Origin of the sequence: Prescottella sp. R16 (assembly GCF_030656875.1) — a bacterium.
Lineage (GTDB): Bacteria > Actinomycetota > Actinomycetes > Mycobacteriales > Mycobacteriaceae > Prescottella.
The window spans coordinates 1,983,347-2,008,336 of the sequence record NZ_CP130943.1 but is presented as its reverse complement, the minus strand read 5'-3'; the positions used below and the strand labels follow the sequence as shown (position 1 = coordinate 2,008,336).

Genomic DNA, 24,990 nt, shown 5'->3' with positions numbered 1-24,990 from the left:
GTCAACGCACCTCTTCCCGTGTCCGCACCACACCGTCACGAGCCGTGATCCGCCCCCGCAGCACGGTGGTCGTGACCTTCGCGGGCAACGTCATCGCCTCGTACGGCGTGTTGTTCGCCACCGACGCCAGAGCCGGGCCGTGTACCGTCCACTCGGCGTCCGGGTCGATCAGCACCAGGTTCGCCGGCTCCCCCACCGCGATCGGACGGCCCTGGTCGTCGAGACCGGTGATCTCGGCGGGCCGCTCGCTCATGACGCGGGCGACGCCGCGCCAGTCCAGCAGGCCGGGACGCACCATCGTCTCCACCACGATCGACAGCGCCGTCTCGAGGCCGAGCATGCCCGGACGGGCCTGCGCGAACTCGCAGCACTTGTCCTGCTCCGCATGCGGGGCGTGATCGGTGGCGACACAGTCGATGATGCCCTCGGCCAGACCGCGGCGCAGCGCAGCGACGTCCGACGCCTCCCGCAGCGGCGGGTTGACCTTGTTGACGGCGTCGTACGTCTCGAGACGGGAGTCGTCGAGCAGCAGGTGGTGCGGGGTGACCTCCGCGGTGATCGCAATGCCCTGACTGCGGGCCCACTTCACGAGTTCCACGGATCCGGCCGTCGATGCGTGGCAGATGTGGACGCGGGCACCGGCGTCGCGGGCGAGCAGCGCGTCCCGCGCCACGATCGACTCCTCCGCGGCGCGCGGCCAGCCGGCCAGACCCAGCCGGGCCGCGGTGGGACCCTCGTGCGCGACCGCACCGGCGGTGAGCCGCGGCTCCTCCGCATGCTGCGCGATCAGCACACCCAGCGACGCCGAGTACTCCAGCGCCCGGCGCATGATCAGCGGGTCGTACACGCAGTGGCCGTCGTCGGAGAACACCTTGACCTTGCCGACACCGGCGGCCATCGTCGCCATCTCGGCGAGCTGCTTGCCCTCGAGCCCGACGGTGACGGCACCGACCGGGTGCACATCGACCAGGCCGACCTCCTGGCCGCGGCGCCACACGTGGTCGGTGATCACCGCGGTGTCGGCGACCGGGCTGGTGTTCGCCATCGCGAACACCGCGGTGTACCCGCCGAGTGCTGCCGCCGCCGACCCGGTGTCGATGGTCTCGGTGTCCTCGCGGCCGGGCTCACGCAGATGCGTGTGCATGTCCACGAAACCGGGCAGCAGGATCTGGCCCGCGCCGTCGATCACCTCGACGGCACCGGCGGCCGCCAGCCCCGGGCCGATCTCGAGGATCTGCCCGTCCCCGATCAGCACGTCGGTCGGCTCGCCCTCCCCGTACACCAGAACGTTCTCGATCAACACGTTCCCGCTCGCGGACATGTGCGGCGCCACCTTCTTCTCGTTACTCGTCGTAGTCGTGTTCGTTGTCGCTGTCGCGTCCCGATCGCTCACGCGACCTCATCCGTTCCCACCAGCAACCGGAACAGGACCGCCATCCGCACGTGGACACCGTTCGTGACCTGCTGCAGGACAGCCGTTTTCGGTGAATCCGCGACAGCGGACGCGATCTCCATGCCGCGCAGCATCGGCCCCGGATGCAGGACGACCGCCTGTTCGGGAAGCAGTCCCAGCCGCTTCTCGTTGAGCCCGTAGGTGATCGAGTACTCGCGCGGCGACGGGAAGAATCCACCGTTCATGCGCTCGGCCTGCACGCGCAACATCATCACCGCGTCCGCACCGGGCAGTTCGGCGTCCAGCGAATGCGACACCCGCACCGGCCACGCCTCCACACCGATCGGCAGCAGGGTGCGCGGCGCCACCAGCACGACCTCGGCACCGAGCAGCGACAGCAGCAGCGCATTCGACCGCGCCACCCGGCTGTGCAGGATGTCGCCGACCAGCACGACCCGCCGGCCCTCGAGGCCGCCGAGCCGCTGCCGCAGCGTCAGTGCGTCGAGCAGGGCCTGCGTCGGATGCTCGTGGGTGCCGTCACCGGCATTGATGATGGAGGGTCCACCGTCCGTGCTGCTCGAGGCCGCTGCACCGGTCCACGCGGCGATCTGGTGCGCCGCACCGGACGCCGGATGGCGGACGATCAGGGCGTCCGCACCGGCCGCGCGCAGCGTCATAGCGGTGTCGCGCAGCGACTCGCCCTTCTTCGCCGACGAACTGGACGCGCTGACGTTGATGACGTCCGCGCTCATCCACTTGCCCGCCACCTCGAACGACACCCGGGTGCGGGTGGAGTTCTCGTAGAACACCGTCATCACGGTGCGTCCCCGCAACGTCGGGAGTTTCTTGACCTCGCGGCCGAGCAGCGCCTGCTCGAAACGTTCCGCGTCGTCCAGCAGCGCGGTGGCCGAATCCCGGGTCAGATCCGCGATCGAGAGCAGGTGCTTCACTTGTGGTTCTCCTCCGCGTGCCCACTCGACAGCACCACACCGTCGCGGCCGTCGTGCTCGGCGAGCAGCACGTCGACAGCCTCGGTGCGGGCGGTGGGCACGTTCTTTCCTACGTAGTCGGCGCGCAACGGCAGCTCACGATGACCCCGGTCGACGAGGACCGCGAGCTGGACGGCGCGGGGGCGGCCCAGGTCCCGCAGCGCATCGAGCGCGGAGCGGACCGTGCGGCCGGAGAAGAGGACGTCGTCGACGAGCACCACCAGCGCGTTGTCGACACCGCCCTCGGGGACGGACGTCCGCTCGAGCGGGCGGTGCGGTTTGGTGCGCAGATCGTCGCGGTACAGGGTGATGTCGAGCGACCCGACCGGCGGGCGGACACCCGCGAACTCTTCGATCTTGTCGGCGAGGCGGGCGGCGAGCGTGGTGCCGCGAGTGGGAATGCCGATCAGGACGACGCGCGGGGCGGAGCCATCCGTGGCGTCGAGCGCGGTCTTCTCGATGATCTGATGGGCGATACGTGCAATGGTCCTGCCGACGTCGGCCGGGGACAGCAGTTCGCGAGCATGCGCGGGAAGGTCTGACGACCCTTCGGACGTGCGCATTCAGCGACCTCCTTCTCCGCCTCTCTGGACGGATCGTTAAAGGATGTCTGACGCGGACCAGCCTAGCAGCGGGCCGGTTCGCGGCGGACTCCGGGTGGATGGAGCCGGACGTGGAGAGCACACTGCCGCCCACCCCGGTGCGGGATGAGCGGCAGTGGCGTCATGTCAGGACTCGGTGGCGCCGTTCTCGGCGTCCTGCGCCCGCTGCGCCGTCGCGGCGGCAGCAGCCCGTACCTGCGGCGCGACCAGGACGACCTGACCGAGAATGCCGTTGACGAAGCCCGGGGACTCGTCGGTGGACAGTTCCTTCGCCAGTTCGACGGCCTCGTCGACCGCGACGACCGGAGGGACGTCGGTGGCGTGGAACAGTTCCCACACCGCGATCCGCAGGATCGCCCGGTCCACCGCGGGCAGCCGCTCGAGCGTCCAGTCCTGCAGGTGCGACTCGATCACCTGGTCCAGTCGGTCCAGGTTCTCGGCAACCCCCTCGACGATCGTCGCCGTGTACGGGGCGACCGGCGCGACGGATTCGTCCCGCGCAGCCAGACGCGCCCGATCCTCGGCGAGTTCGACGGGATCGACGTCCCGCGCCTCCGCCTCGAACAGGAAGTCGACGGCCCGCTTGCGGGCCTTGTGGCGTGCTCCGAGTTTCTTATGCGTACCCGACACTCAGGAATTCACACGCCCGAGGTAGTTGCCGTCACGCGAATCGATCTTCAGCTTGTCGCCGGTGTTGATGAACAGCGGGACCTGGATCTCGGCGTCGGTCTCGAGGGTCGCCGGCTTGGTGCCACCGGTGGAACGGTCGCCCTGCAGACCCGGATCGGTGTGCTTGACCACGAGCTCGACGGTGACGGGAAGCTCGACGAACAGCGGAACATCCTCGTGGGTCGCGACCTGCACCTCCATGTTCTCGAGCAGGAAGCGCGCGCTGTCACCGAGAAGACTCTCGCCGACCGGCACCTGGTCGTAGGTCTCGCCGTCCATGAAGATGTAGTCCGTACCGTCGTGGTACAGGTAGGTCATGTCACGACGGTCGACGGTGGCGGTCTCGACCTTGACGCCGGCGTTCCAGGTCTTGTCGACGGTCTTACCGGAGGTCACGTTCTTGATCTTCGTGCGCACGAAGGCCGGACCCTTACCGGGCTTGACGTGCTGGAATTCGAGGATCTGCCACAGCTGGCCCTCGATCTTCAGCACGAGTCCGTTCTTGAAATCACTGGTATCTGCCACTTGGGTTCGCGTCTCCTTCAGACGATCGTGAGGTCCTTGCCGGTGAGGGTGAGGAGCTCGGGCCCCTGATCGCGGACGACGAGCGTGTCCTCGATCCGGACGCCACCGCGTCCGGAGAAGTACACGCCCGGCTCGACGGTCACCACCGCACCGGCTAGCAGTGTACCGGTGCCGAGCGCACCTATCCCCGGTGCTTCGTGGATCTCCAGGCCGACACCGTGGCCGAGTCCGTGCAGGAACAGCTCCCCGTGACCGGCGTCGTCGATCACCGTCCGGGCCGCGGCGTCCACCGCTGCCACCGGGACCCCCGGAGCGAGCGCGGCCCGACCGGCGGCCTGCGCCCGAGCGACGACGTCGTACACGTCGCGCTGCCAGTCCGCGGCCTGCTCGAGCACATAGGTGCGGGTCATGTCCGAGTGGTAGCCGCCGACCTGCGCACCGAAGTCGAGTTTGACGAAGTCCCCGGACCGCAGCACCGCCCCCGTCGGCCGGTGGTGCGGGACGGCCGAGTTCGGACCGGCGGCCACGATCGTCTCGAACGAGATGCCGTCGGCGCCGTGATCGAGCATGAGCGATTCGAGTTCCCGCCCCACCTCCTTCTCGGTCCGCCCGGGGCGCAGGCCACCACGCGCGATCAGGTCCGCGAGCGCCCGGTCCGCGACCGCGCACGCCCGCCGCAGCAGTTCGATCTCGGCCTCGTCCTTGACTTCCCGCAAGCCCTCGACCAGGCGCGGCGCCCGCACCAGGCCGGGTGCGGACGCGGACCATGCCGCGTGCTGATCGACCGTGACGGCGTGACTCTCGAATCCGATCGGACCGGCGCCCGCCCGGTCCAGCAGCACCGGGACGACCGCCCGGGTGATCTCGGCACGCAGATCCGGCACCTGCTCCCCCACCTGCACGAGGTAACGGCCGTCGGTGGCGATCACCGTGTGGTCCTCGGCGCCGTGTCCGTCGGACGCGGACACCAGCAGCGCGGCATTCGATCCGGTGAACCCGGTGAGGTAGCGGATGTTGAGCAGATCGGTCACCAGCAGGGCGTCGAGTCCGCGGTCACGGAGAAGGGCCCGCAGGCGCTCGCGGCGGGCAGCGGTCGGGTGGGACACCGGGGCGATCGACATGCCCCCGAAACTACCGTCCACCGGGGACTCTGCGGCGGATGCACCCGACGTGTCCGACGCCTCTCCGGAGCGTTTGTGTGGGTTAGGACACACGCGGTGAATCGTGCTGGTTACGCTGTGTCACATGAATGGGTGGGTCGTACGAGGCCTCGGTCTCGCATTGGTACACGTGGTGGTGCGCACATTCCTGGGGGCCGCGGTCACGCAGTGGCCCGAACAGGGCTCCGTCATGCGGTGGTTCTCGCTGGTCGTCGTGATCCTCGCGGCGTTCCTGTGGGGTGCGTTCGACGGTATCCGTGATCGGCGCGCCCACTCCGACCCGGACGACGGCGTCGACCTGACGATGCCGTGGCTGAAGGCCGCGTTCGTCGCCGGCATCCTCGCCGGTGTCGGATCGTGGCTCGTCGGCACGATCTTCGACATCGCGGTCACCAGCAACGGCTTGTTCTTCGAGCTGACGTCCGGTGCCGCGTTCACGGTGTTGCTGGTGTTCGTCCCCGCCATGATCGGTACCGCACTCGGCCGGTTCGTCGCCGGCCGCGACAACCACACGACAAAGCACACCGGCACGCACACCGACACCGGACCGGTCGCCGACGACACCGACACCGTGGTGTTCGCTCCGGTCACCGCCGACGGCACCGCAGGTGGTGCGCACCGCGCCGACAGCTGACCCGATACGAGAAAGAGCCCGAGACGGTGCATCCGTCTCGGGCTCTTCGTCGTTCGCGGCCCGTCAGCCGCGTTCGGCCAGGAACCTCAGGGCCAGCGGGTAGCCGGCGACGCCGAGGCCGACGATGCAGCCGGTCGCGATCGGGCTCAGGTACGACTGGTGCCGGAACTCCTCGCGCGCGTGCACGTTCGAGATGTGCAGTTCCACCAGCCCGGCCGTCAGCTCGGCACACGCATCGCGCAACACCACCGACGTGTGGGTGAGACCACCCGCGTTGAGGATCACCGGCTCCCCCGCGTCGGCGGCGTCGTGGATCCAGCCGAGCAGCTCCCCCTCGTGATCGCTCTGCCGGACCACGACCTCGATCCCGAGTTCGGCCGCGGCCCGCTCACACAGGGCGACGAGGTCGTCGTGCGTCGTCGACCCGTACACCTCGGGCTGGCGTTTGCCGAGCCGCCCCAGGTTCGGGCCGTTGATCACCTGGACCCTCACAGCAGGATCGCCCCGCCGCTCGGGCGCTCGTCCCGGGCGATCGCCGAGTAGGCGGCCGCGAGCAGGGTCGGGTCCGGGCCCTCGAGCCGGCCCGGCTTCGCCAGACCGTCGAGCACCACGAACCGCAGCATGCCGTTGCGGTTCTTCTTGTCGGTCTGCATGCCCTTCAGCAGGTCCGCGAACGCGTCCCCGTCGTACGTGGTGGGCAGCCCGACCAGCTCGAGGATCGTGCGGTGCCGGTCGGCGGTCGCGTCGTCGAGACGACCCGCGAGCCGTCCCAGCTCCGCCGCGAACACCAGTCCGACGGACACCGCCGCACCGTGACGCCAGCGGTAGCGCTCACGACGCTCGACGGCGTGCCCGAGGGTGTGCCCGTAGTTGAGGATCTCCCGCAGGCTCGACTCCTTGAGGTCGGCGGCCACAACGGACGCCTTGACCTCGACGGAACGGCGGATCAGCTCGGGCAGCACGGTACCTGCCGGATCGAGCGCGGCCTCCGGATCGGCCTCGATGAGATCGAGGATCACCGGGTCGGCGATGAAACCGGTCTTGATGATCTCGGCCATGCCGGCGACGATCTCGTTGCGCGGCACCGTCTCGAGCGTCGCCAGATCGACGAGCACCGCGGACGGCTCGTGGAACGCGCCGACGAGGTTCTTACCGGCCTCGGTGTTGATGCCGGTCTTGCCGCCGACCGCGGCATCCACCATCGCGAGCAGCGTCGTCGGCACGTGCACGATCCGCACACCCCGCATCCACGTGGCCGCGACGAACCCGGCCAGGTCGGTGGCGGCACCGCCACCGAGGCTGACGATCGCGTCGCTGCGGGTCAGCCCGATCCGACCGAGCACCTCCCAGCAGAAGCCCGCGACCGCGAGATCCTTGCCGTCCTCGGCGTCCGGGATCTCGATGCGATGCGCGTCGATCCCCTTCTCCGCCAACGCGGCCCGCACCGCCTCCGCCGTCTCCGCGAGCGGGGGCTGGTGGAAGATCGCCACCGTGCGGGTGCCCTCGAGTTCCTCGACGAGTTCGCCGAGCAGACCCCGCCCGATGATCACCGGGTAGGGATCGGCTGTTGCCACCTGGACGCGTACCGGTTCGGTCACTGCTCTACTGCTCCGCTTCTGTGTGCTCTGCCGGACTGTGCTCCCCCGGAGGATCCGGGAAAGGCTCGCCGGTCAACTTCGTCACCAACTGCTGGACCACCCGGCTCGGGCTCCGGCTGTCGGTGCGCATCCTGATCGTCGCCACCTGCCGGTACAACGGCCGGCGACGCCGCATCAACGCGTGGTACTTGCCCTTGGGATCGCCGCCGGTCAGCAGCGGCCGGCCCGTCGTGGCACCGGTCCGCTTCAGTCCTTCCGCGACACTGATCTCCAGGTACACCACGGTGTGCCCGGACAGCCGCTCCCGGGTGCGCGGCGACAGGATCGCCCCACCACCGAGCGAGACGACACCGTCGTGCGTCGCGAGCGCGTCCGCGACGACCCGTTCCTCGACGTCCCGGAAGTACGGCTCCCCGTCGGCCTCGAAGATCTCCGGGATCGTCCGACCCTCCCGACGCTCGATCTCGACGTCGGTGTCGAGCAGTTCGAGGTCGAGCGCCTGCGCGAGCCGCCGCCCGATGGTCGACTTGCCCGCACCCGGCGGCCCGATCAGCACGGCACGCGGCGTCATGCGATCACCGCGGCGGACGGGCCGCGATGCCGTCGACGTACCGCTCGAAGTTCGACCGGGTCTCGGCGATCGAGTCGCCGCCGAACTTCTCGAGCGCGGCCTGCGCCACGACGAGCGCGACCATCGCCTCGGCGACGACACCCGCAGCCGGGACCGCGCACACGTCGGAACGCTGATGGATGGCGACGGCTTCCTCACCGGTCGACATGTCGACGGTGGACAGGGCACGCGGGACGGTGGAGATCGGCTTCATCGCCGCCCGCACCCGCAGGGCCTCCCCGTTGGTCATACCACCCTCGAGGCCGCCGGCCCGGTTCGTGGACCGCAGGACGCCGTCCGGGCCGGGACGCATCTCGTCGTGGGCGGCGCTGCCCCGGCGGCGGGCGGTCTCGAAGCCGTCGCCGACCTCGACACCCTTGATCGCCTGGATGCCCATGAGGGCCGCGGCCAGCTTCGAGTCGAGCCGGTCGGCACCGCTGATGAACGAGCCGAGCCCGACGGGCAGGCCGTGGACCACGACCTCGACGACGCCACCGAGGGTGTCGCCGTCCTTCTTGGCGGCCTCGATCTCCGCGATCATCGAAGATTCTGCGTTCTCGCCAAAAGCCCGCACCGGGCTGGCGTCGATCGCCTCGAGGTCGCCGGGCTGCGGCTCCGGACCGGTGTACGGCTCGGACGCGCCGATGGACACGACGTGCGACAGGACCTCGACGCCGAACAACTGCTTCAGGAACTGGCGGGCGACGGTACCGGCGGCCACCCGGGCCGCGGTCTCGCGGGCACTGGCCCGCTCGAGGACGGGGCGGGCGTCGTCGAAACCGTACTTGAGCATGCCCGAGTAGTCGGCGTGGCCGGGGCGCGGACGGGTGAGCGGGGCATTGCGGGCCTGACCGGCGAGTTCGTCCTCGTCGACCGGGTCGGCCGACATGATCGTCTCCCACTTGGGCCACTCGGTGTTACCGACCTCGACAGCGATCGGGCCGCCGAGGGTGCGGCCGTGCCGCACACCACCGATGATCGTGACCTTGTCGGCCTCGAACTTCATGCGGGCGCCGCGACCGTAGCCGAGACGGCGGCGCGCGAGCTGCGCCGAAACGTCGTCGGACGTCACCTCGACGCCGGCGACCATCCCCTCGAGCATGGCGACGAGGGCGGGACCATGGGACTCTCCAGCAGTTATCCAGCGCAACACGCCTCGCATCTTTCCACGTCCGAAGTCACAGGCACCACAGGGATACCGCGGTGGCCGCGCACATCGACGGCCCGTGCGCGACCACGGCCCCACGATTACGGCACAGGAGACCGGCGGCAGCGGTGATCGCGGGGGCGAGGGCCGCCGCCGCCAGCCAGGCCGACGCCCCCGCCACCCCGGTCACGGCGCCGAGCCCGAATGCGAGTTTGACGTCCCCGGCACCCATCGCGGCGGGTGCGATCAGGTGCAGCACCAGATACGTTCCGGTGAGCAGCAGCGCACCTGCGAGCGCGGCCCGCCCGTGCCCGGTCGCGGTGGCCACCGCGACCGCCGCTGCCGCCCCGGGGAGGGTGAGGGCATTCGGCAGACGCCGCACCCGCAGGTCGACGACACTCGCCGCGAGCATCCACCACACCAGCACCCACGCCGGCACCAACAGGACCGACGGCCCGACCCGGTAGGCGGCGGCCACGAAACCCGCCGCACACGCGGCCTCGAACACGTGGGCCGGGGCCGGGGCCGGGGCGCCGCTCGTCCACCGGGCCGGCAGCCGGCGCGTCCCGCACCCCACCACGGCGCCGGCGAGAGCCGCGACGATCACGATCCATGTCATGCCGGCGAGCGTGGCACGTCGGACGACCCCCACCCGGCCGCCGACCTGCGCCGACGGATTCGCCTGTGGACGAACGAGGAGCTGTGGACGAACACCCCCGCCCGCAGCGGCGGAACTCGGCTACCGGATCGCGGCGGCCATCGCCTCGCGGGGTGCGGGCATCCCGGTGAACTGTTCGACCTGCCCGTACGCCTGGTTGAGGAGCATGGCCAGTCCCCCGACGACGGTGCCGCCGGCGCGGGTGACGGCGTCGGCGAGCGGCGTCGGCCACGGGTCGTAGATCGCGTCGAGCACGAACGGGGCACGGCCGATCACGTCGGCGTACGGGGCCGCCCCGGACGCGGGCACGGTGCTGACGAGGACTGCGGCGTCCGCGCACGCCCCGGCGAGCCGGGCATCGTCGAATGTGCTGTGCCGCACCGCCAGTCCCACCGTTTCGGCACATTCCAGGGTGGCGCGGGTGCGTCCGGCGTCGCGGGCCACGACCGTCACCGACGCGACCCCGAGATCGGCGAGCGCGACCAACGCGGGCCGCGCCGTGCCACCGGCCCCGACCACGACGGCCGACGCCCCGGTCACATCACCGAGGCCGCCGTCGAGGAGGGCGCCGCGGACACCGTCGACGTCGGTGCAGTCGGCGCGCCAGCCGGCGTCGGTGCGGACGAGGGTGTTCGCGGAGCCGATCGTGACGGCCCGCGCGGTGCGCTCGTCCGCGAACTCGAGGGCCGCGACCTTGCCGGGCATCGTCACCGACAGTCCCACCCAGTCCGGGCCGAGTCCGGACACCAGGGTCGGCAACTGTTCGCCGGTGCACTCGATGCGCTCGTACGTCCAGTCGTCGAGTCCCAGCGCGCGGTACGCGGCCAGGTGCAGCAGCGGCGACTTCGAATGCGCGATGGGGCTGCCCAGCACCGCGGCTTTCCGGGCCTCATGTACCGACACGTCGATCACCGTCCACTGTCGAGGATGCCGCTGCGCTGCGCCAGCTGAATGTTCGCGAGGTGCTCGTCGTAGCTGCGGGTGAAGAGCGTGGTGCCCTTCTTGTCGATCGTCACGAAGTACAGGTAGTCGCCGGGCGCCGGATTCTCCACGGCACGAAGCGCATCGATGCTCGGCGACGCGATCGGTGTCGCGGGCAGCCCCGGCATCGCGTACGTGTTCCACGGGGTGACGCGGGCCCGGTCCTCGTCGGTGGTGGCGACCTCGGTCTCGTCGAGCGCGTAGTTGACCGTCGAATCGAACTGCAGCGGTTGATCGACCGCGAGCCGGTTCAGGACGACACGTCCGACCTTCGCGAAATCGGACGGCAGCGCTTCGCGTTCGACGAGCGACGCCACGATCAGCATCTGGTACGGGTCGAGTCCGACGTTCGCTCCGGCCGTCTCGAGACCGGTCGACTCGTAACGGGCGGCGCTCGCGCCGACCAGTTGCCGCAGCACCTCGGTGGCGGATTCGGTGGGGTCGAAGTCCCAGCTGCCGGCCGCGATGAGACCTTCGAGCTGACGGGCCCGGTCCGGGACGTGCTCCACCCGGGCGCGGGCCCAGGCCGGGACCCCCAGCGCCTCGAGATCCGTACTCGCACCGGCCTGTTCGAGATCGGAGTAGGACAGGCACGTGGGTGCCTCGTCGGGGCCGACGCAGCTGGCCTCGGCGACGAGCGTGTAGATGCCCTTCTTCACCGCCCCGGTCTGCACGTCCCGGGTGTCGTGCAGCTGACGGCCCTCCGAGATCACCAGCGCCCCGACCCGCGACGTCGGCGACACCAGTGCCGACACCGCGTCGGTGCCCGAGATCTGTGTGGCGATCGAGTAGAAGCCGGGCTGCACCGAACTGATCGCGTCGTTGCGCAGCGCCGCCCGATAGAACGCGGCGGAACTCTTGACGACGTCCTTGTCGGCCATCGCGGACGCGATCTGGTTCGCGGTGTCACCGGCGTGGACCTGCACGACGACCTCGGGGCCGCCCGGTCCGGCATAGTCGGCGACGTCACCGCCGACGAGCTTGTCGTAGGCCGCGAATCCGGCGGCGCCGACACCACCGAGGAGGACGGCACCGGCGAGGACGCCGATGACCCGGGCCCGACGCTTGCGGCGGGCCGCGGCCTGCATCCGCCGGGCCTCCGCCCGGGTGACCACCCCGACCTCGGTCGGCAGGGCCCGCCGTTCGACGTCGGAATACCCGTCGTCGTACCGGTAGTCGTCGTACTCCGGTTCGTACCCGTACTCCGACCGGTAGTCGGGGGGTGTCTCGTAGTCGGGGTACCCCGTCGGCTGCCGGTGGTCGGTCACAGGCCGCCCTCCGTGGGTCGGCCGCTACCGTCCGGGTCCGTCACGTTCACCGCTGCACTCCGCTCGTCCAACCATCCCTGCAAGATCGCCACGGCGGCGGCCTGATCGATCATCGGCCGCTGCCCCTTGGCGCGGACCCCGCTCTCGCGCAGCGCGCGTGACGCGGTGACCGTCGAGAATCGCTCGTCGGCCATCCGCACCGGAACGGGGTCGATCGCACGCCGCAGCCGGCGGGCGAACGCGGATGCGAGGCCCGCGGCCCTGCCCGGTTCGCCGCGCAACGTCTGCGGCAGTCCGACGATAACCTCGACCGCCTCGTACTCCTCGACGATGGCGACAATCCGCCGGATGTCCGGCGCGTCGGGGCCGCGTTCCTTGGATCGGGCGACGGTCTCCACCGGGGTCGCGAGGATGCAGTCGGGATCACACGAGGCGACCCCGATCCGCACACTGCCGACGTCGATGCCGATGCGGCGTCCACGACCGGGGTCGTCGACACCCGGATGGTCGGGGCCCGACCTGTCGATACGGTCGGGGCCCGGCGCTTCCGGCGGCACTACTAGGAGTTCCCGACCAGTTCGGCGACCCGGCCTCGCACCCCGTCGAGGGCAGCGGGGATGCCGGTGGCGTCGGAGCCGGAGCCCTGCGCCATGTCGGCCTTGCCGCCGCCGCGGCCGCCGATCTGCGGGCCGAAGCTGGACACGAGCTTGCCGGCCTCGATCCCGAGGTCCCGGGCGGCCTGCGTGGTGGCGACCACGAACGGCACCTTGCCGTCGGCGTCGCCGAGCAGCACGATCACCGCCGGCTGCGTGCCGAAGCGGGCGCGGATGTCGGTGACGAGACCGCGCAGGTCGTTGCCGCCGACACCGTCGGGGGCCTGTTCGGCGACGAGGAGCACGTCACCGATGCGGTGCGCCTTGTCGACGTAGCTGCCGGCCGCGGCGAGCACCGCGGCGGCCTTGGTGGCCTCGAGTTCCTTCTCGGCGACCTTGAGTCGTTCGACGAGGGCCTCGATGCGGGCCGGAACCTCCTCGGACGGCACCTTCAGCGACGACGCGACCCCGGCGAGCAGTGCCCGCTCCTTCGCGAGGTAGCGGTAGGAGTCGAGGCCGACGTACGCCTCGACGCGGCGGGCACCGGAACCGACGGACGATTCACCGAGCAGCGTGATCTGACCGATCTGCGCCGACGTCTGCACGTGGGTGCCACCGCACAGCTCCATCGAGAACGGTCCGCCGATCTCGACGACCCGTACCTCGTCGCCGTAGTTCTCGCCGAACAGGGCCATCGCACCCATCTGCTTGGCCTTGTCCAGGTCGGTGACGAACGTGTTGACACTGTGGTTGGCGGCGACGGCCTCGTTGGCGAGGGCCTCGATCTCGGTGAGCTGCTGCGCCGACAGCTGGTTCTGCCACGCGAAGTCGAACCGCAGGTAGCCGGGCTTGTTGAGCGAGCCCTTCTGGGTGGCGTTCGGTCCGAGGATCTGCCGCAGCGCCGCATGCACCATGTGGGTGCCGGAGTGGCCCTGTGTCGCGCCCTTGCGCCAGTGCGGGTCGACCTGCACGAGGACGACGTCGCCCTCGGTGATCTGGCCCTCCTCGACGGTGGACTTGTGTACCCACACCTTCTTGGCGATCTTCTGCACGTCGTCGACCTTGACCCGCAGACCGGACGCGGTGATGGCGCCGATGTCGGCGATCTGGCCGCCGGCCTCCGCGTACAGGGGGCTGCGGTCCAGAATGATCTCGATCTCCTGGCCGGCCGTGGCGGTGGGCACCCGGACGCCGTTCGAGACGAGCGCGAGGACGTGCGCCTCGGACACCAGCTCCTCGAAGCCGGTGAACTCGGTGGCGCCGCGGTCGACGAACTCCTTGTAGACGCTCAGGTCGGCGTGCGCGTGCTTGCGGGACTGGGCGTCCTGCTTGGCGCGGGTGCGCTGCTCGGCCATGAGGGTGCGGAAGCCGTCCTCGTCGACGGACAGGCCGGCCTCGGCGGCCATCTCGAGGGTGAGGTCGATCGGGAAGCCGTAGGTGTCGTGCAGGACGAACGCCTCGTTGCCGCCGAACACCTTCTTGCCCGCGGACTTGACCTCGCCGGCCTCGGCCTCGAACCGCTTGGAGCCGGCGTCGAGGGTGCGCAGGAACGCGGTCTCCTCGCCGACGGCGATCCCGAGGATGCGCTCGAAGTCGGTGGTGAGGACCGGGTACGACGGCGACATGGTGTCACGGACGACGGTGACGAACTCGGCCATGCTGGGCTTCTCGGCGCCGAGCAGCTTCGCGGAGCGGATGATGCGGCGCAGCAGGCGTCGCAGCACGTAGCCGCGGCCCTCGTTGCCGGGGGTGACGCCGTCGGCGATGAGCATGACGGCGGTGCGGGCGTGGTCCGCGATGACCCGGAACCGTACGTCCGCCTCGGGGTCGGTGCCGTACGTGCGGCCGGACAGTTCCTCGGCCTTGGTGATGACGGGACGGACCAGGTCGGTCTCGTACACGTTGTCGACGCCCTGCAGCAGGAACGCGACACGCTCGACGCCCATGCCCGTGTCGATGTTCTGCTTGGGCAGCGGGCCGAGGATCTCGAAGTTGTCCTTGCCGGTGCCCTCGCCGCGCTCGTTCTGCATGAACACGAGGTTCCAGATCTCGAGGTAGCGGTCCTCGTCGGCCTCGGGGCCGCCCGGTGCGCCGTATTCGGGGCCGCGGTCGTAGTAGATCTCCGAGCAGGGGCCGCACGGGCCGGGCACACCCATCGACCAGTAGTTGTCGGCCATGCCGCGGCGCTGGATGCGCTCGTCGGGGATACCGGCCTCTTCCTTCCAGATGTCGCGGGCCTCGTCGTCGTCGAGGTAGACGGTGACCCACAGACGTTCGGGGTCGAAGCCGTAGCCGCCGTCCTCGACGCTGTTCGTCAGCAGCGACCACGCGTGCTTGATGGCGCCGCGCTTGAAGTAGTCGCCGAAGCTGAAGTTGCCGGCCATCTGGAAGAACGTGTTGTGCCGGGTGGTGACGCCGACGTTCTCGATGTCACCGGTGCGCACGCACTTCTGCACGCTGGTCGCGGTGTCGTACGGCGGGGTCTGCTGTCCGAGGAAGTACGGCTTGAACTGCACCATGCCGGCGTTGACGAACAGCAGGTTCGGATCGTCGAAGATCAGCGAGGCGCTGGGCACCTCGGTGTGGCCCGCCTTGACGAAATGGTCGAGGAAGCGCCTACGGATCTCGTGGGTCTGCACCTGGGTTCGTCCTTACCTGTGTTCCATCGGATGACTCTGAATAGCTCTGACTAGCTCGGTATTCGTCCGCCGATGCCACCGCCGGGGCGTCCCGGCAGCGCAAATCGGCCTTCGGCAAGCTTAACGCTCACGCGCGAGCGGATTGTTTCCCGTCCGTGACCTGCCGGGACGGTCAGCGTCCTCGTACGATCCGGCGGAGCTTCCCGACGCGGGCGGCGATCTCCCGTTCGGCGCCGTGCGTGGTGGGTTCGTAGTAGTCGACGCCGACGAGCTCGTCGGGCGGATACTGCTGCCGCAGCACCCCGTCCGGGTGCTCGTGCGGGTACTTGTAGCCGATACCGCTACCGAGTCCGGTGGCGCCCGCATAGTGGTTGTCCCGCAGGTGCGGGGGCACGAGTCCGGACCTGCCGGCGGCGACGTCGGCCATCGCGGCACCGAGCGCGGCGATGACGGCCCCGGACTTGGGTGCGGTCGCGAGATGGATGGTGGCCTGCGCCAGCGCGAGCCGCGCCTCGGGCATCCCGATCAGCTGCACGGCCTGCGCCGCGGCGGTCGCCGTCTGCAGGGCCGTCGGATCGGCCATGCCGATGTCCTCGCTGGCGTGCACGACGAGCCGGCGGGCGATGAACCGTGGGTCCTCTCCCGCCGTGATCATCCGGGCCAGGTAGTGCAGGGCGGCGTCGACGTCGGAGCCGCGGATCGACTTGATGAACGCGCTGATGACGTCGTAGTGCTGGTCGCCGTCCCGGTCGTAGCGGACGGCGGCCTTGTCGACACTCGCCTCGACCGTGGCGAGGTCGAGGAGGGCGGGACGCTCGCCGCTGCGGTCGAGCGCGGTGCCGGCGGCGGCCTCGAGCGCGGTCAGTGCGCGCCGGGCGTCGCCGGAGGCGAGACGGACCAGATGCTCGAGCGCGTCGTCGGCGATGTCGACGGCCCCACCGAGGCCACGCTCGTCGGTGCGGGCGCGTTCGATCACGGTGCGGATGTCGTCGGAGGTGAGGGACTGCAACTGCAGCACCAGCGACCGGGACAGCAGCGGCGAGACCACCGAGAACGACGGGTTCTCGGTGGTGGCCGCGACGAGCAGCACGATGCGGTTCTCGACCGCGGCGAGCAACGCGTCCTGCTGCGTCTTGGAGAACCGGTGCACCTCGTCGATGAACAGGACCGTCTGCTCGCCCTGCAGGAGCCGACGCCGGGCCAGTTCGATGACCCCGCGCACCTCCTTGACCCCGGCGGACAGGGCGGACAGCGACTCGAACGTGCGTCCGGTGGCACCGGAGATCAGCGACGCGAGCGTGGTCTTGCCGGTGCCGGGTGGCCCGTACAGCAGGACCGACGACGCCCCCGATCCCTCGACGAGCCGGCGCAGCGGCGTGCCCGGCCCGAGCAGATGCTGCTGGCCGACCACTTCGGACAGCGCCGCCGGACGCATCCGGACCGCGAGGGGGGCGTCGTGTGCGGGGCCGGGGGTCGCCCGGGGCGACGCCGGTGGGATCGGGGCCGGCTCCGGTTCGGCGGCCGGGGCCTCGAACAGGCCCGCGTCGGCGGCGGGATCCGTGTCGCCGAAGAAATCAGTCACGCCCCGACGCTACTAGGCCTCCCGCCGAGCCTCACCGACCGAACAGTGACGCGAAGAATCCGCGCTTCGTGGGCCGCTCGCACGTGCACTGCCGCGACTTCGGCACCGAGCGCATGACGTCGTCGACGTGTTGGCCGCAGCCACTCCACGTCGTCTTGGAACAGGTGGTGCAGGTGACGGCACGGCACATGGGATCTCCTCGGATCGGATGGGGTGGGACGTGGACGGAACAACGCCGCCGAATATACCCCTAGGGGTATAAGAAATCGAGCGCCACGCCCCTACCAGCACGGATTACGTTGTAAAGTCATTTCTTTACAACGTAAGGAAACGGATGCCCCGGAGCCGCGACAGTCTTTCCCTGAAGGGGATCGTGGACGCCGCGACGGCCCTGGCCGACGAACACGGATCCGCGACCGTGCCGCTACGCGCCGTCGGAGACCGCCTCGGATGCACCGCGATGGCGCTGTACACGTACGTCGACGGCAAGGACGATCTGCTCGCGATCATGTACGACCACGCCCACGACGGGCTCGCCACACCGCCGCCGATGTCGGTGACGGACTGGGCGGACCGACTGCTCGACCGCTACCTCGTCCACCCCTGGATGCTGGATCTGGTGCACACCCGCCCCGCGGTCGGACCGCACCAGCAGGCGGTGCTCGACGCCCTGCTGGCCATCCTGCTCCCCGGTGGTCTCGATCGCCGCGACGTCGCGGCGATCGCGTCGGCGGTGTTCACCCTGACCGCGGCAGCAGCACGGACGACCGTCGACTCCCCCGATCTGGGTGTCGTCGCCCGCGACAACCTGCATCGGGCCGTCGATCTACTACTGCGCGGCGCGGCACCCACCGCAGGCGACTAGCGGTCAGCCGAGCGTCTCGCGCAACCGGCCGACGACGAGGGTCGCGTGCTCGGTGAGCGCGGAGTTCCCGGACCGGTCCGCGAACTCCGCGAGATGCTCCCACCGGGAGATCAACACATCTGCCCGCGGTGCGGACAACTGGTGGTCCCGGACCGCGGCGATCCGCGCATAGTCCTCGGGCAGGAACAGATACGTCGACAGCCACACCCACACCAACTGCGCGTCGAGGACCCGCTCGGTGAGCAGCGCGTCGTCACCGAGGGCCGGCCACATGCCGACCACCTCGGCGCGCCACGCCTCGGTCATGGCCCGGGCCCGGTCGTACGACAGGTCGACGCTGCACAGGCACGCCGGGAACGACACCAGCGCGTACGCGAGATCGAGGGTGGCGTCCCGGAAGCCGCCCCACTCGTAGTCGAGGAAGCGCACACCGGCGTCGTTGACGATGATGTTGTCGGGGCACAGATCCGACGGGCTGAACGCCCGGAACCGGCCGCCGCCGAACAACTTCGTGGCCCGGTCGGCGATCTCGACCACCTCGGCCGGTACCTCGACACCGAGGTGGTCGGCGAGCAGTGCCGGCACGGTCGCGAGGGCGTCCGTGGCTTGTTCGGCGACCACGTCGCCGCAGTGCGCGACCTCGGCGCGGCGCAACAGCGCGGTGAAGTCCTCTTCGCGGCCGACGGTGGCCGCGTGCATGCGTCCCAGCGCCTGCGCCATCGCCATCAGCGAGTTCGTGACGGTGTCCGGATCATCGCTGTCGAGCAGCGACGCGAACGGGGTGGAGTCGCCGAGATCACCGAGAACGAGAAGGCGCTCGTCGAAGTCGTACGCGAGCAGTTCGGCCCCGGGCCGGTTCTCGGTCGCGAGGGCAGTCGCGAACTGGTAGGAGACGGCCTCCCGCAGGAACGCCACGTCCACCGGGACGTCGACCGGGCCGGGCTCCGCGTCGGTGGCCGCCGAGTCGGGGTTCAGGACCTGCTTGAGAACGAGCGTCCGAGGCAACGAGAACGGGTTCTCCGCGACCCGTACCCGGAGCACGATCGTGCGGCCGCTCCCCCCGAGGTCGACCGGGTCGACGAGCCGGACCGTGGCACCGGTCCGGCGGGTGAGCAACTTCTCTGCTGCGGCTACCACCTCGGAGAGGGGCTCCGTCAATATCGCGGTCATCGCTCCTCAACCTACCCGGCAGAACGGCGTCCGGCCCGGCATATACGACCCGACTGCCGGGACGAACGCCCCTGACCTGCACGAACATCGGGTCACAGATCGATTACGGCCCCGTCCGCGACGATGCGTGGACGGGGCCGTAACCGAAACGAGACGGGTACTACTCGGCAGCCGCGACCGGTTCCGGCTTGGCGTCGATGCCCGATTCCTTGCGCTGCAGTTCCGTGATCGGCGCGGGGGCGTCGGTCAGCGGGTCCACACCGCCACCGGACTTCGGGAACGCGATGACCTCGCGGATCGAGTCGAGGCCCGCGAGCAGTGCGGTGATGCGGTCCCAGCCGAACGCGATGCCGCCGTGCGGGGGCGCGCCGTACGCGAAGGCGTCGAGCAGGAAGCCGAACTTGTCCTCGGCCTCCTCGTGCGAAATGCCCATCACCGCGAAGACCCGCTCCTGGACGTCCTTGCGGTGGATACGGATCGAGCCGCCGCCGATCTCGTTGCCGTTGCAGACGATGTCGTAGGCGTAGGCCAGAGCCGAACCCGGATCGGTGTCGAACGTGTCGATCGACTCCGGCTTGGGCGACGTGAACGCGTGGTGCACCGCGGTCCACGCGCTGTATCCGAGGGCGACGTCACCGCTCGCGGTCGCGTCCGCGGCCGGCTCGAACAGCGGGGCGTCGACGATCCACACGAACTCCCACGCGTCGGGGTCGATGAGGTTCTGCTTGCGGGCGATCTCGCCGCGGGCGGCACCGAGCAGCGCGCGCATCGGCTTGGTCGCACCGGCCGCGAAGAAGATGCAGTCGCCGGGCTGCGCGCCCACATGGGCGGCCAGACCGTCGCGCTCGGCGTCGGTGAGGTTCTTCGCGACCGGGCCGCCGAGGGTGCCGTCCTCGCCGACCAGCACGTACGCGAGCCCCTTGGCGCCGCGCTGCTTGGCCCATTCCTGCCATGCGTCGAGCTGCTTGCGCGGCTGGCTCGCGCCACCCGGCATGACGACGGCGCCGACGTACTCGGCCTGGAACACCCGGAAGGTGGTGTCCTTGAAGAAGTCCATGCACTCGACGAGCTCGACACCGAACCGCAGGTCCGGCTTGTCGGAACCGAAGCGGCGCATCGCCTCCGCGTACGTCATGCGCGGGATCGGGGTGGTGATCTCGTAGCCGATGAGCTTCCACACCGCGTGCAGGATCTCCTCGGCGAGGAGGATCACGTCCTCCTGCGTCACGAAGCTCATCTCGATGTCGAGCTGCGTGAACTCGGGCTGACGGTCGGCCCGGAAGTCCTCGTCGCGGTAGCAGCGGGCGATCTGGAAGTAGCGTTCGATGCCACCGACCATGAGCAGCTGCTTGAACAGCTGCGGGGACTGCGGCAGCGCGTAGAAGCTGCCCGGCTGCAGACGGGCGGGCACCAGGAAGTCGCGGGCGCCCTCCGGGGTGGAGCGGGTCAGGGTCGGGGTTTCGACCTCGACGAACTCGTGGTGCGCGAGCACGGACCGGGCCGCGGCGTTGACCTTCGAGCGCAGCCGGATCGCATGCGCCGGGCCCTCACGCCGCAGGTCGAGGTAGCGGTGCTTGAGACGCGCCTCCTCGCCCGGCTGGTCGTCGAGCTGGAACGGCAGCGGCGCGCTCTCGTTGAGGACCTCGAGTTCCGTCGCGTCGACCTCGATCGCGCCGGTCGGGATCTCGAAGTTCTGGTTGCCCTCGGGACGGACCTCGACCTTGCCGGTGACCTTGACGCAGTACTCGGCGCGCAGACGGTGCGCCTGCTCGAGCACGTCACCCGCGCGGAACACGACCTGGGACACACCGGACGCGTCACGGAGATCGATGAAGATCACCCCGCCGTGATCACGCCGCCGGGCCACCCAGCCGGTGAGGGTGACGGTCTGCTCGGCGTGCTCGGGTCGTAGCGAGCCGGCCAGGTGAGTGCGCAGCACGGGATTCCTTTCACAAACGTTCGGCACAGCAATCGGTCCGCGCCCGGGGCACGGACTTTCTGTTGCTGCGATCCTACGGAGGCACCTCGGGTTATCGGAAACGCACGCCCGGATTACTGGAATGCTGTTACGACCGGCACAGCAGATTCGGACAGGGAGCAGCCAGAGATGACCTTCCACGACAACGCACACGTCGATGTGGGACGGGTGTCCACGAGCGGCGGCGGTGGCGGCCGGGGCGGCAAACTCGCGCTCGGCGGCGGCGCCGGCGGCCTGATCGTCCTCGTCCTGGCGCTGCTCCTCGGCGGCGACCCGGGCTCACTGCTGGGCGGCCTGTCCGGGGCGACGGATCAGACCCTCGACCCCGGAAGCAGCGCCGTGGACGGCGATCTCGCCGTGAAGTGCCGCAACGGCGCCGACGCCAACCGCGACGTCGACTGCCGCGTCGTCTACACCGCCGGCAGCCTCGACGACGTGTGGACGGCCCAGCTGCCCGCACAGACCGGGGTCGCATACGACGCCCCGGCGGTGCGCCTGTTCTCCGGCGCGGTGAACACCGGCTGCGGCAACGCGACCTCCGACGTCGGCCCGTTCTACTGCCCGGCCGATTCGACCGCCTACTTCGACACCAGTTTCTTCCAGCTGCTCACGGACCGGTTCGGCGCGAACGACGGTGCGCTGGCACAGGAATACGTCGTCGCCCACGAGTTCGGGCACCACCTCCAGAATCAGCTCGGCGACATCGGCCGCGCCCAACGGGACCCGCAGGGTGCGACATCGCAGGCGGTACGGACCGAACTGCAGGCCGACTGCTATGCCGGGATCTGGGCGAACCGTGCGGTGACCCAGCCGGCCCCGGACGGCGGCGCACCGATCCTGAAACCGCTCACCGACACCGACATCCGGGACGCCCTGTCCGCCGCGTCGGCAGTCGGTGACGACCGGATCCAGCGGTCCGCGGGCGCCCGGGTGAATCCGGAAGGCTGGACACACGGGTCGTCGGAGCAGCGGCAGAAATGGTTCCTCGCCGGGTACACGACCGGACAGGTGCAGGCCTGCGACACCTACTCGGCCCGGAATCTGGACAGTCCCCCGGCACTGCGCTGAGCCACGCCCCCTACCCTGGTCCGGAACAGATTCGCCGACAGTTCCGGGAGGTCTTTCGTGGCGATCGTGCACCGTGACCGCGACCGCGAGGCGCCCGGCGAAGTGGCGCTGCGCGATGCGCGAGTCGAGCTGTCCTGGACCGACGTGGACCGGACCGTGAACCGGGTGGCGAACGCGTTGCGCGCCGTCGACGTCGGGCCGGAGCGCCGGGTCGCGGTGTTCGCCCGCAACGCCGCCGAGACCGTGCTCGCACACGCCGGGATCATCCATGCCGGCTGCTCCCCCGTGCCGGTGAGCTTCCACCTGACGGCCGGCGAACTCGTCTACATCCTCGAGGACTCGCGGGCGCGGGTACTGTTCGTCGGCCCGGAGAACGCCGAGATCGGAGTGGCGGCCGCCCGGCAGGCCGGGGTGCCGCTCGTCGTCGGCTGGCGGAGCGCGGGACTCGCCACAGAGTGGAGCGCGGGACTCGCCACAGAGTGGGACACGTGGCTCGCCACGGCGTCCGACGAGACCCCGCCCGGTGATGTTCCGGCACAACCGTTCCTGTCCTACACGTCCGGGACGACGGGCACCCCGAAGGGCGTCAACGCGCTCGCCGGCAGCCCCGCACCGTGCACGACGGTCGAGCAGTACGTGCGCTCGATGCAGGACCTGCCGCTCGCCCGCGGCACCGGGCATCTCGTGGTGGGGCCGCTGCATCACACCGGCCCGCTCGCCGGGGTGCGGCTGGTCGCGGCCGGCCGGCCCGTCACCGTTCTCGAGAAGTTCGACGCCGAGACCGTCCTCGCGACGATCCAGCGGCACCGCATCTCCACGACCCTGATGGTGCCCACGCACTTCCGTCGGCTGCTGGCCCTGCCCGAACACGTCCGGGCCCGCTACGACGTGAGCTCGCTCGAGTGGGTGACCCACACCGGCGCTGCGTGCCCGCCGGACGTCAAACGGGCGATGATCGACTGGTTCGGCCCCGTCCTGTACGACTCGTACGGTGGCAGCGAATCCGGCCCGTTGTGCGGCATCACCAGCGACGAATGGCTGCAGCGTCCGGGCAGTGTGGGGCGGGTGCGGGCCCCGTTCGTGCGGGCCGTCGCCGTCGACGCGGCCGGCACCGAACTGCCCCCGGGCGCGGAGGGCCGGCTCGCGTTCGAGGAACGCGACGGGCGCTGCGTCACGTATCTCGGTGCCGCACACAAGACGTCGGACGCCCTGATCCGTCCCGGCCTGTTCACGCTCGGTGACGTCGGCTACGTCGACGACGACGGATTCGTGTTCATCACCGACCGGGACACCGACCTGATCATCTCGGGCGGCGTCAACATCTATCCCGCCGAGATCGAGCACGTCCTCGCCGCGCACCCACAGGTCGCGGACGTCGCAGTGATCGGGATCCCGGACGCCGACATGGGCGAATCGGTCCACGCCCTCGTGGTGCCCGCCGACCCCGTCTCGCCCCCGGACCCCGGCGAGCTGAGGGCCCACTGCCGCACCGAACTGGCCGGATACAAGGTGCCGCGCACGGTGGAGTTCCGGGAATCGTTGGGGCGCACCACGATGGGCAAGATCAGCAAGCGGCTGCTGCGGGAGCCGTACCGGCAGACGAGCTGATCACTCGGCGTCGCCGCCCGGCGGGGACGGGGCTCCGGGGGCTTCAGGGTTGCCGGGGGCCGAAGGAGCTTCGGGGTTGCCGGGGTCGGGGACGAGTTCGTATCGGCGCCCGTAGGTTTCGACGAGCGCCTGGATCACCGCGACCACCGGGATCGACACGAGCGCCCCGATCGGGCCGAACAGCGACGCCCCGACGATGACGGCACCGAACGCGACGGCCGGGTGGATCGACACGGTCCGGGACGTGATCTTCGGGTGCAGCAGATAGTTCTCGACCTGCTGGTAGGCGGTGCCGAACACGATCACCCACACCCCGTCGAACGGCTGGTTGGCGGCGGCGATGAGCGCGGGCAGGCCGATCGCCAGATACGTGCCGATCGTGGGCACGAACTGGGAGACCACGCCGGTCCAGATCGCGAGCGGAAGCCAGTACGGTACCCCGATCACCATGAGGAAGACGCCGGTGGCGATCGAGCTGATCGCCGCCAGGATCAGCCGCGACATCACGTATCCGCCGGCCTTGTCGACCGAGGTCGACCACACCGTCGCGATGATCTGCTGCTGCCGGGCCGGGAACCAGCTCGAGATGGTCCGCCGCAGCTGCGGCCCCTGCGCCGACATGTAGAACACGAACAGGAGCAGAGTCAGGGCCTGGAACACCACCCCGATCAGGGAGGAGACGACGCCGAGCAGGCTCGGCGCGTACTTCGCCGCGAAGTCCCGCACCGTGTCCGGGGTGACGTCGATCAGGTCCTTGCCGGTGGCGAATTCGGTGCCGAACGTCCGGTTGGCCCAGTCGGTGACCCGGGTGAGTGCGTCCGGAAGTGCCCCGACCAGTTGCGCGAGCTGGTCGGCGAGCAACGCCCCGAACAGGGCGACGAACCCGGCCGCGAGCAGCGCCAACCCGGCCAGGACCAGGCCGGTGCCGGCCCCGCGCCGCATCCCGGCCCGCTCGAGCCGGTCGACGACGGGTTCGATGGTGACGCTCGCGAGCCATGCGAGGAACAACAACCCGAGGAAGTCGCGGACGTGATGGAACACCCACCCCGACATCTGGTAGACGGCGACCGCGAGCAGCACATAGACCACTGCCGCGCGCGGCGATCGGAACCGCGCGAACCTGTCCGGGTCACCGGTGGGCGGTACCGGCCGGTCGTCCGTGCTCATCACGCCCTCCCGCCACCGCAGCCTGCCCGAGAATCGCTTTGCCCGAGAACCTACCCGCCGGAACGGGTTTCGTCCGGACTCCGGGG

The 24,990-nt window shown here is 70.1% G+C and carries 24 protein-coding genes; 4 read left to right on the top strand and 20 right to left on the bottom strand.

Annotated features, from left to right (window positions below; genetic code table 11):
- Position 1: 1 nt before the first annotated feature.
- From Q5696_RS09510 to Q5696_RS09485, 6 genes are all read right to left on the bottom strand, one after another.
- Positions 2-1,321 (bottom strand): dihydroorotase, encoded by a 1,320-nt coding sequence (locus Q5696_RS09510; protein WP_305094913.1) that lies wholly within the window; start codon positions 1,319-1,321, stop codon positions 2-4.
- Between the two features lie 68 nt (positions 1,322-1,389).
- A complete protein-coding gene (locus Q5696_RS09505) occupies positions 1,390-2,343 on the bottom strand; it encodes an aspartate carbamoyltransferase catalytic subunit (protein WP_305094912.1) in 954 nt (317 codons plus the stop codon).
- Positions 2,340-2,945: a bifunctional pyr operon transcriptional regulator/uracil phosphoribosyltransferase PyrR gene (gene pyrR / locus Q5696_RS09500; protein ID WP_305094911.1), complete on the bottom strand. Its 606-nt coding sequence runs from the start codon at positions 2,943-2,945 to the stop codon at positions 2,340-2,342. The genes Q5696_RS09505 and pyrR overlap by 4 nt, the downstream gene beginning before the upstream one ends.
- A gap of 165 nt (positions 2,946-3,110) precedes the next feature.
- Positions 3,111-3,614, bottom strand: coding sequence for a transcription antitermination factor NusB (gene nusB / locus Q5696_RS09495; RefSeq protein ID WP_305094910.1), 504 nt, complete (start codon positions 3,612-3,614; stop codon positions 3,111-3,113).
- A complete protein-coding gene (gene efp, locus Q5696_RS09490; protein ID WP_305094909.1) occupies positions 3,615-4,178 on the bottom strand; it encodes an elongation factor P in 564 nt (187 codons plus the stop codon).
- A gap of 17 nt (positions 4,179-4,195) precedes the next feature.
- Positions 4,196-5,299, bottom strand: a complete 1,104-nt coding sequence (locus Q5696_RS09485) for a M24 family metallopeptidase (RefSeq protein ID WP_305094908.1) — start codon at positions 5,297-5,299, stop codon at positions 4,196-4,198.
- 124 nt (positions 5,300-5,423) lie between these two features.
- Here Q5696_RS09485 and Q5696_RS09480 point away from each other — a divergent pair, with 124 nt between their 5' ends.
- A complete protein-coding gene (locus Q5696_RS09480) occupies positions 5,424-5,972 on the top strand; it encodes a B-4DMT family transporter (protein WP_305094907.1) in 549 nt (182 codons plus the stop codon).
- A gap of 63 nt (positions 5,973-6,035) precedes the next feature.
- On the opposite strand, the gene aroQ is transcribed toward Q5696_RS09480, so the two are convergent.
- The 11 genes from aroQ to Q5696_RS21555 form a co-directional block, all read right to left on the bottom strand.
- Positions 6,036-6,464 carry a type II 3-dehydroquinate dehydratase gene (gene aroQ / locus Q5696_RS09475; protein ID WP_305094906.1) on the bottom strand — a complete coding sequence of 143 codons (429 nt, stop codon included), beginning with the start codon at positions 6,462-6,464 and terminating at the stop codon, positions 6,036-6,038.
- The gene (aroB, locus tag Q5696_RS09470; RefSeq protein ID WP_305094905.1) at positions 6,461-7,570 is read right to left on the bottom strand and encodes a 3-dehydroquinate synthase; all 1,110 of its coding nucleotides are present in this window, start codon (positions 7,568-7,570) and stop codon (positions 6,461-6,463) included. The genes aroQ and aroB overlap by 4 nt, the downstream gene beginning before the upstream one ends.
- 4 nt (positions 7,571-7,574) lie before the next feature.
- On the bottom strand, positions 7,575-8,141 hold the full coding sequence (locus tag Q5696_RS09465; RefSeq protein ID WP_305094904.1) for a shikimate kinase: 567 nt from the start codon (positions 8,139-8,141) through the stop codon (positions 7,575-7,577).
- 4 nt (positions 8,142-8,145) lie between these two features.
- Positions 8,146-9,333: a chorismate synthase gene (aroC, locus tag Q5696_RS09460; RefSeq protein WP_305094903.1), complete on the bottom strand. Its 1,188-nt coding sequence runs from the start codon at positions 9,331-9,333 to the stop codon at positions 8,146-8,148.
- 25 nt (positions 9,334-9,358) lie between these two features.
- Positions 9,359-9,946, bottom strand: coding sequence for a prepilin peptidase (locus Q5696_RS09455; protein WP_305094902.1), 588 nt, complete (start codon positions 9,944-9,946; stop codon positions 9,359-9,361).
- 120 nt (positions 9,947-10,066) lie between these two features.
- The gene (locus Q5696_RS09450) at positions 10,067-10,897 is read right to left on the bottom strand and encodes a shikimate dehydrogenase (RefSeq protein ID WP_370654891.1); all 831 of its coding nucleotides are present in this window, start codon (positions 10,895-10,897) and stop codon (positions 10,067-10,069) included.
- Positions 10,894-12,234 carry an endolytic transglycosylase MltG gene (gene mltG / locus Q5696_RS09445; protein WP_305094900.1) on the bottom strand — a complete coding sequence of 447 codons (1,341 nt, stop codon included), beginning with the start codon at positions 12,232-12,234 and terminating at the stop codon, positions 10,894-10,896. Before mltG ends, Q5696_RS09450 begins: the two co-directional genes overlap by 4 nt.
- Positions 12,231-12,761 carry a Holliday junction resolvase RuvX gene (gene ruvX / locus Q5696_RS09440; RefSeq protein WP_305095212.1) on the bottom strand — a complete coding sequence of 177 codons (531 nt, stop codon included), beginning with the start codon at positions 12,759-12,761 and terminating at the stop codon, positions 12,231-12,233. Before ruvX ends, mltG begins: the two co-directional genes overlap by 4 nt.
- Positions 12,762-12,793: 32 nt before the next feature.
- A complete protein-coding gene (gene alaS, locus Q5696_RS09435; protein ID WP_305094899.1) occupies positions 12,794-15,466 on the bottom strand; it encodes an alanine--tRNA ligase in 2,673 nt (890 codons plus the stop codon).
- Between the two features lie 172 nt (positions 15,467-15,638).
- Positions 15,639-17,048, bottom strand: coding sequence for a replication-associated recombination protein A (locus Q5696_RS09430; RefSeq protein WP_305094898.1), 1,410 nt, complete (start codon positions 17,046-17,048; stop codon positions 15,639-15,641).
- A 31-nt stretch (positions 17,049-17,079) separates the two neighbouring features.
- Positions 17,080-17,238, bottom strand: coding sequence for a DUF8730 family Cys-rich protein (locus tag Q5696_RS21555; protein WP_514131062.1), 159 nt, complete (start codon positions 17,236-17,238; stop codon positions 17,080-17,082).
- A gap of 144 nt (positions 17,239-17,382) precedes the next feature.
- Here Q5696_RS21555 and Q5696_RS09425 point away from each other — a divergent pair, with 144 nt between their 5' ends.
- The gene (locus Q5696_RS09425; protein WP_305094897.1) at positions 17,383-17,913 is read left to right on the top strand and encodes a TetR/AcrR family transcriptional regulator; all 531 of its coding nucleotides are present in this window, start codon (positions 17,383-17,385) and stop codon (positions 17,911-17,913) included.
- Positions 17,914-17,916: 3 nt separating this feature from the next.
- Here the strand turns inward: Q5696_RS09425 and Q5696_RS09420 are convergent, their stop codons facing one another.
- Together Q5696_RS09420 and aspS are read right to left on the bottom strand one after the other, a co-directional pair.
- Entirely contained in the window at positions 17,917-19,083 is a 1,167-nt protein-coding gene (locus tag Q5696_RS09420) for a kinase (protein ID WP_305094896.1), read from the bottom strand.
- A 160-nt stretch (positions 19,084-19,243) separates the two neighbouring features.
- Positions 19,244-21,022, bottom strand: a complete 1,779-nt coding sequence (gene aspS / locus Q5696_RS09415) for an aspartate--tRNA ligase (RefSeq protein ID WP_305094895.1) — start codon at positions 21,020-21,022, stop codon at positions 19,244-19,246.
- 168 nt (positions 21,023-21,190) lie between these two features.
- Here aspS and ypfJ point away from each other — a divergent pair, with 168 nt between their 5' ends.
- Together ypfJ and Q5696_RS09405 are read left to right on the top strand one after the other, a co-directional pair.
- Positions 21,191-22,129 carry a KPN_02809 family neutral zinc metallopeptidase gene (ypfJ, locus tag Q5696_RS09410; RefSeq protein ID WP_305094894.1) on the top strand — a complete coding sequence of 313 codons (939 nt, stop codon included), beginning with the start codon at positions 21,191-21,193 and terminating at the stop codon, positions 22,127-22,129.
- Between the two features lie 57 nt (positions 22,130-22,186).
- Positions 22,187-23,737, top strand: a complete 1,551-nt coding sequence (locus tag Q5696_RS09405) for an AMP-binding protein (protein ID WP_305094893.1) — start codon at positions 22,187-22,189, stop codon at positions 23,735-23,737.
- Here Q5696_RS09405 and Q5696_RS09400 read toward each other — a convergent pair whose 3' ends face one another.
- Complete coding sequence (locus Q5696_RS09400; protein WP_305094892.1) at positions 23,738-24,904, bottom strand: AI-2E family transporter; 1,167 nt, start codon at positions 24,902-24,904, stop codon at positions 23,738-23,740.
- Positions 24,905-24,990 lie beyond the last annotated feature (86 nt).

Bases quoted from the DNA above. Each gene is read 5' to 3' on its own strand.
- ypfJ (WP_305094894.1), top strand. From the start codon at position 21,191: ATGACCTTCCACGACAACGCACACGTCGATGTGGGACGGGTGTCCACG.
- pyrR (WP_305094911.1), bottom strand. From the start codon at position 2,945: ATGCGCACGTCCGAAGGGTCGTCAGACCTTCCCGCGCATGCTCGCGAA.
- Q5696_RS09465 (WP_305094904.1), bottom strand. From the start codon at position 8,141: ATGACGCCGCGTGCCGTGCTGATCGGGCCGCCGGGTGCGGGCAAGTCG.
- Q5696_RS09420 (WP_305094896.1), bottom strand. From the start codon at position 19,083: ATGACCGCGATATTGACGGAGCCCCTCTCCGAGGTGGTAGCCGCAGCA.
- Q5696_RS09455 (WP_305094902.1), bottom strand. From the start codon at position 9,946: ATGACATGGATCGTGATCGTCGCGGCTCTCGCCGGCGCCGTGGTGGGG.
- Q5696_RS09510 (WP_305094913.1), bottom strand. From the start codon at position 1,321: ATGTCCGCGAGCGGGAACGTGTTGATCGAGAACGTTCTGGTGTACGGG.
- Q5696_RS09425 (WP_305094897.1), top strand. From the start codon at position 17,383: ATGCCCCGGAGCCGCGACAGTCTTTCCCTGAAGGGGATCGTGGACGCC.
- Q5696_RS09485 (WP_305094908.1), bottom strand. From the start codon at position 5,299: ATGTCGATCGCCCCGGTGTCCCACCCGACCGCTGCCCGCCGCGAGCGC.
- Q5696_RS21555 (WP_514131062.1), bottom strand. From the start codon at position 17,238: ATGTGCCGTGCCGTCACCTGCACCACCTGTTCCAAGACGACGTGGAGT.
- Q5696_RS09400 (WP_305094892.1), bottom strand. From the start codon at position 24,904: ATGAGCACGGACGACCGGCCGGTACCGCCCACCGGTGACCCGGACAGG.
- Q5696_RS09480 (WP_305094907.1), top strand. From the start codon at position 5,424: ATGAATGGGTGGGTCGTACGAGGCCTCGGTCTCGCATTGGTACACGTG.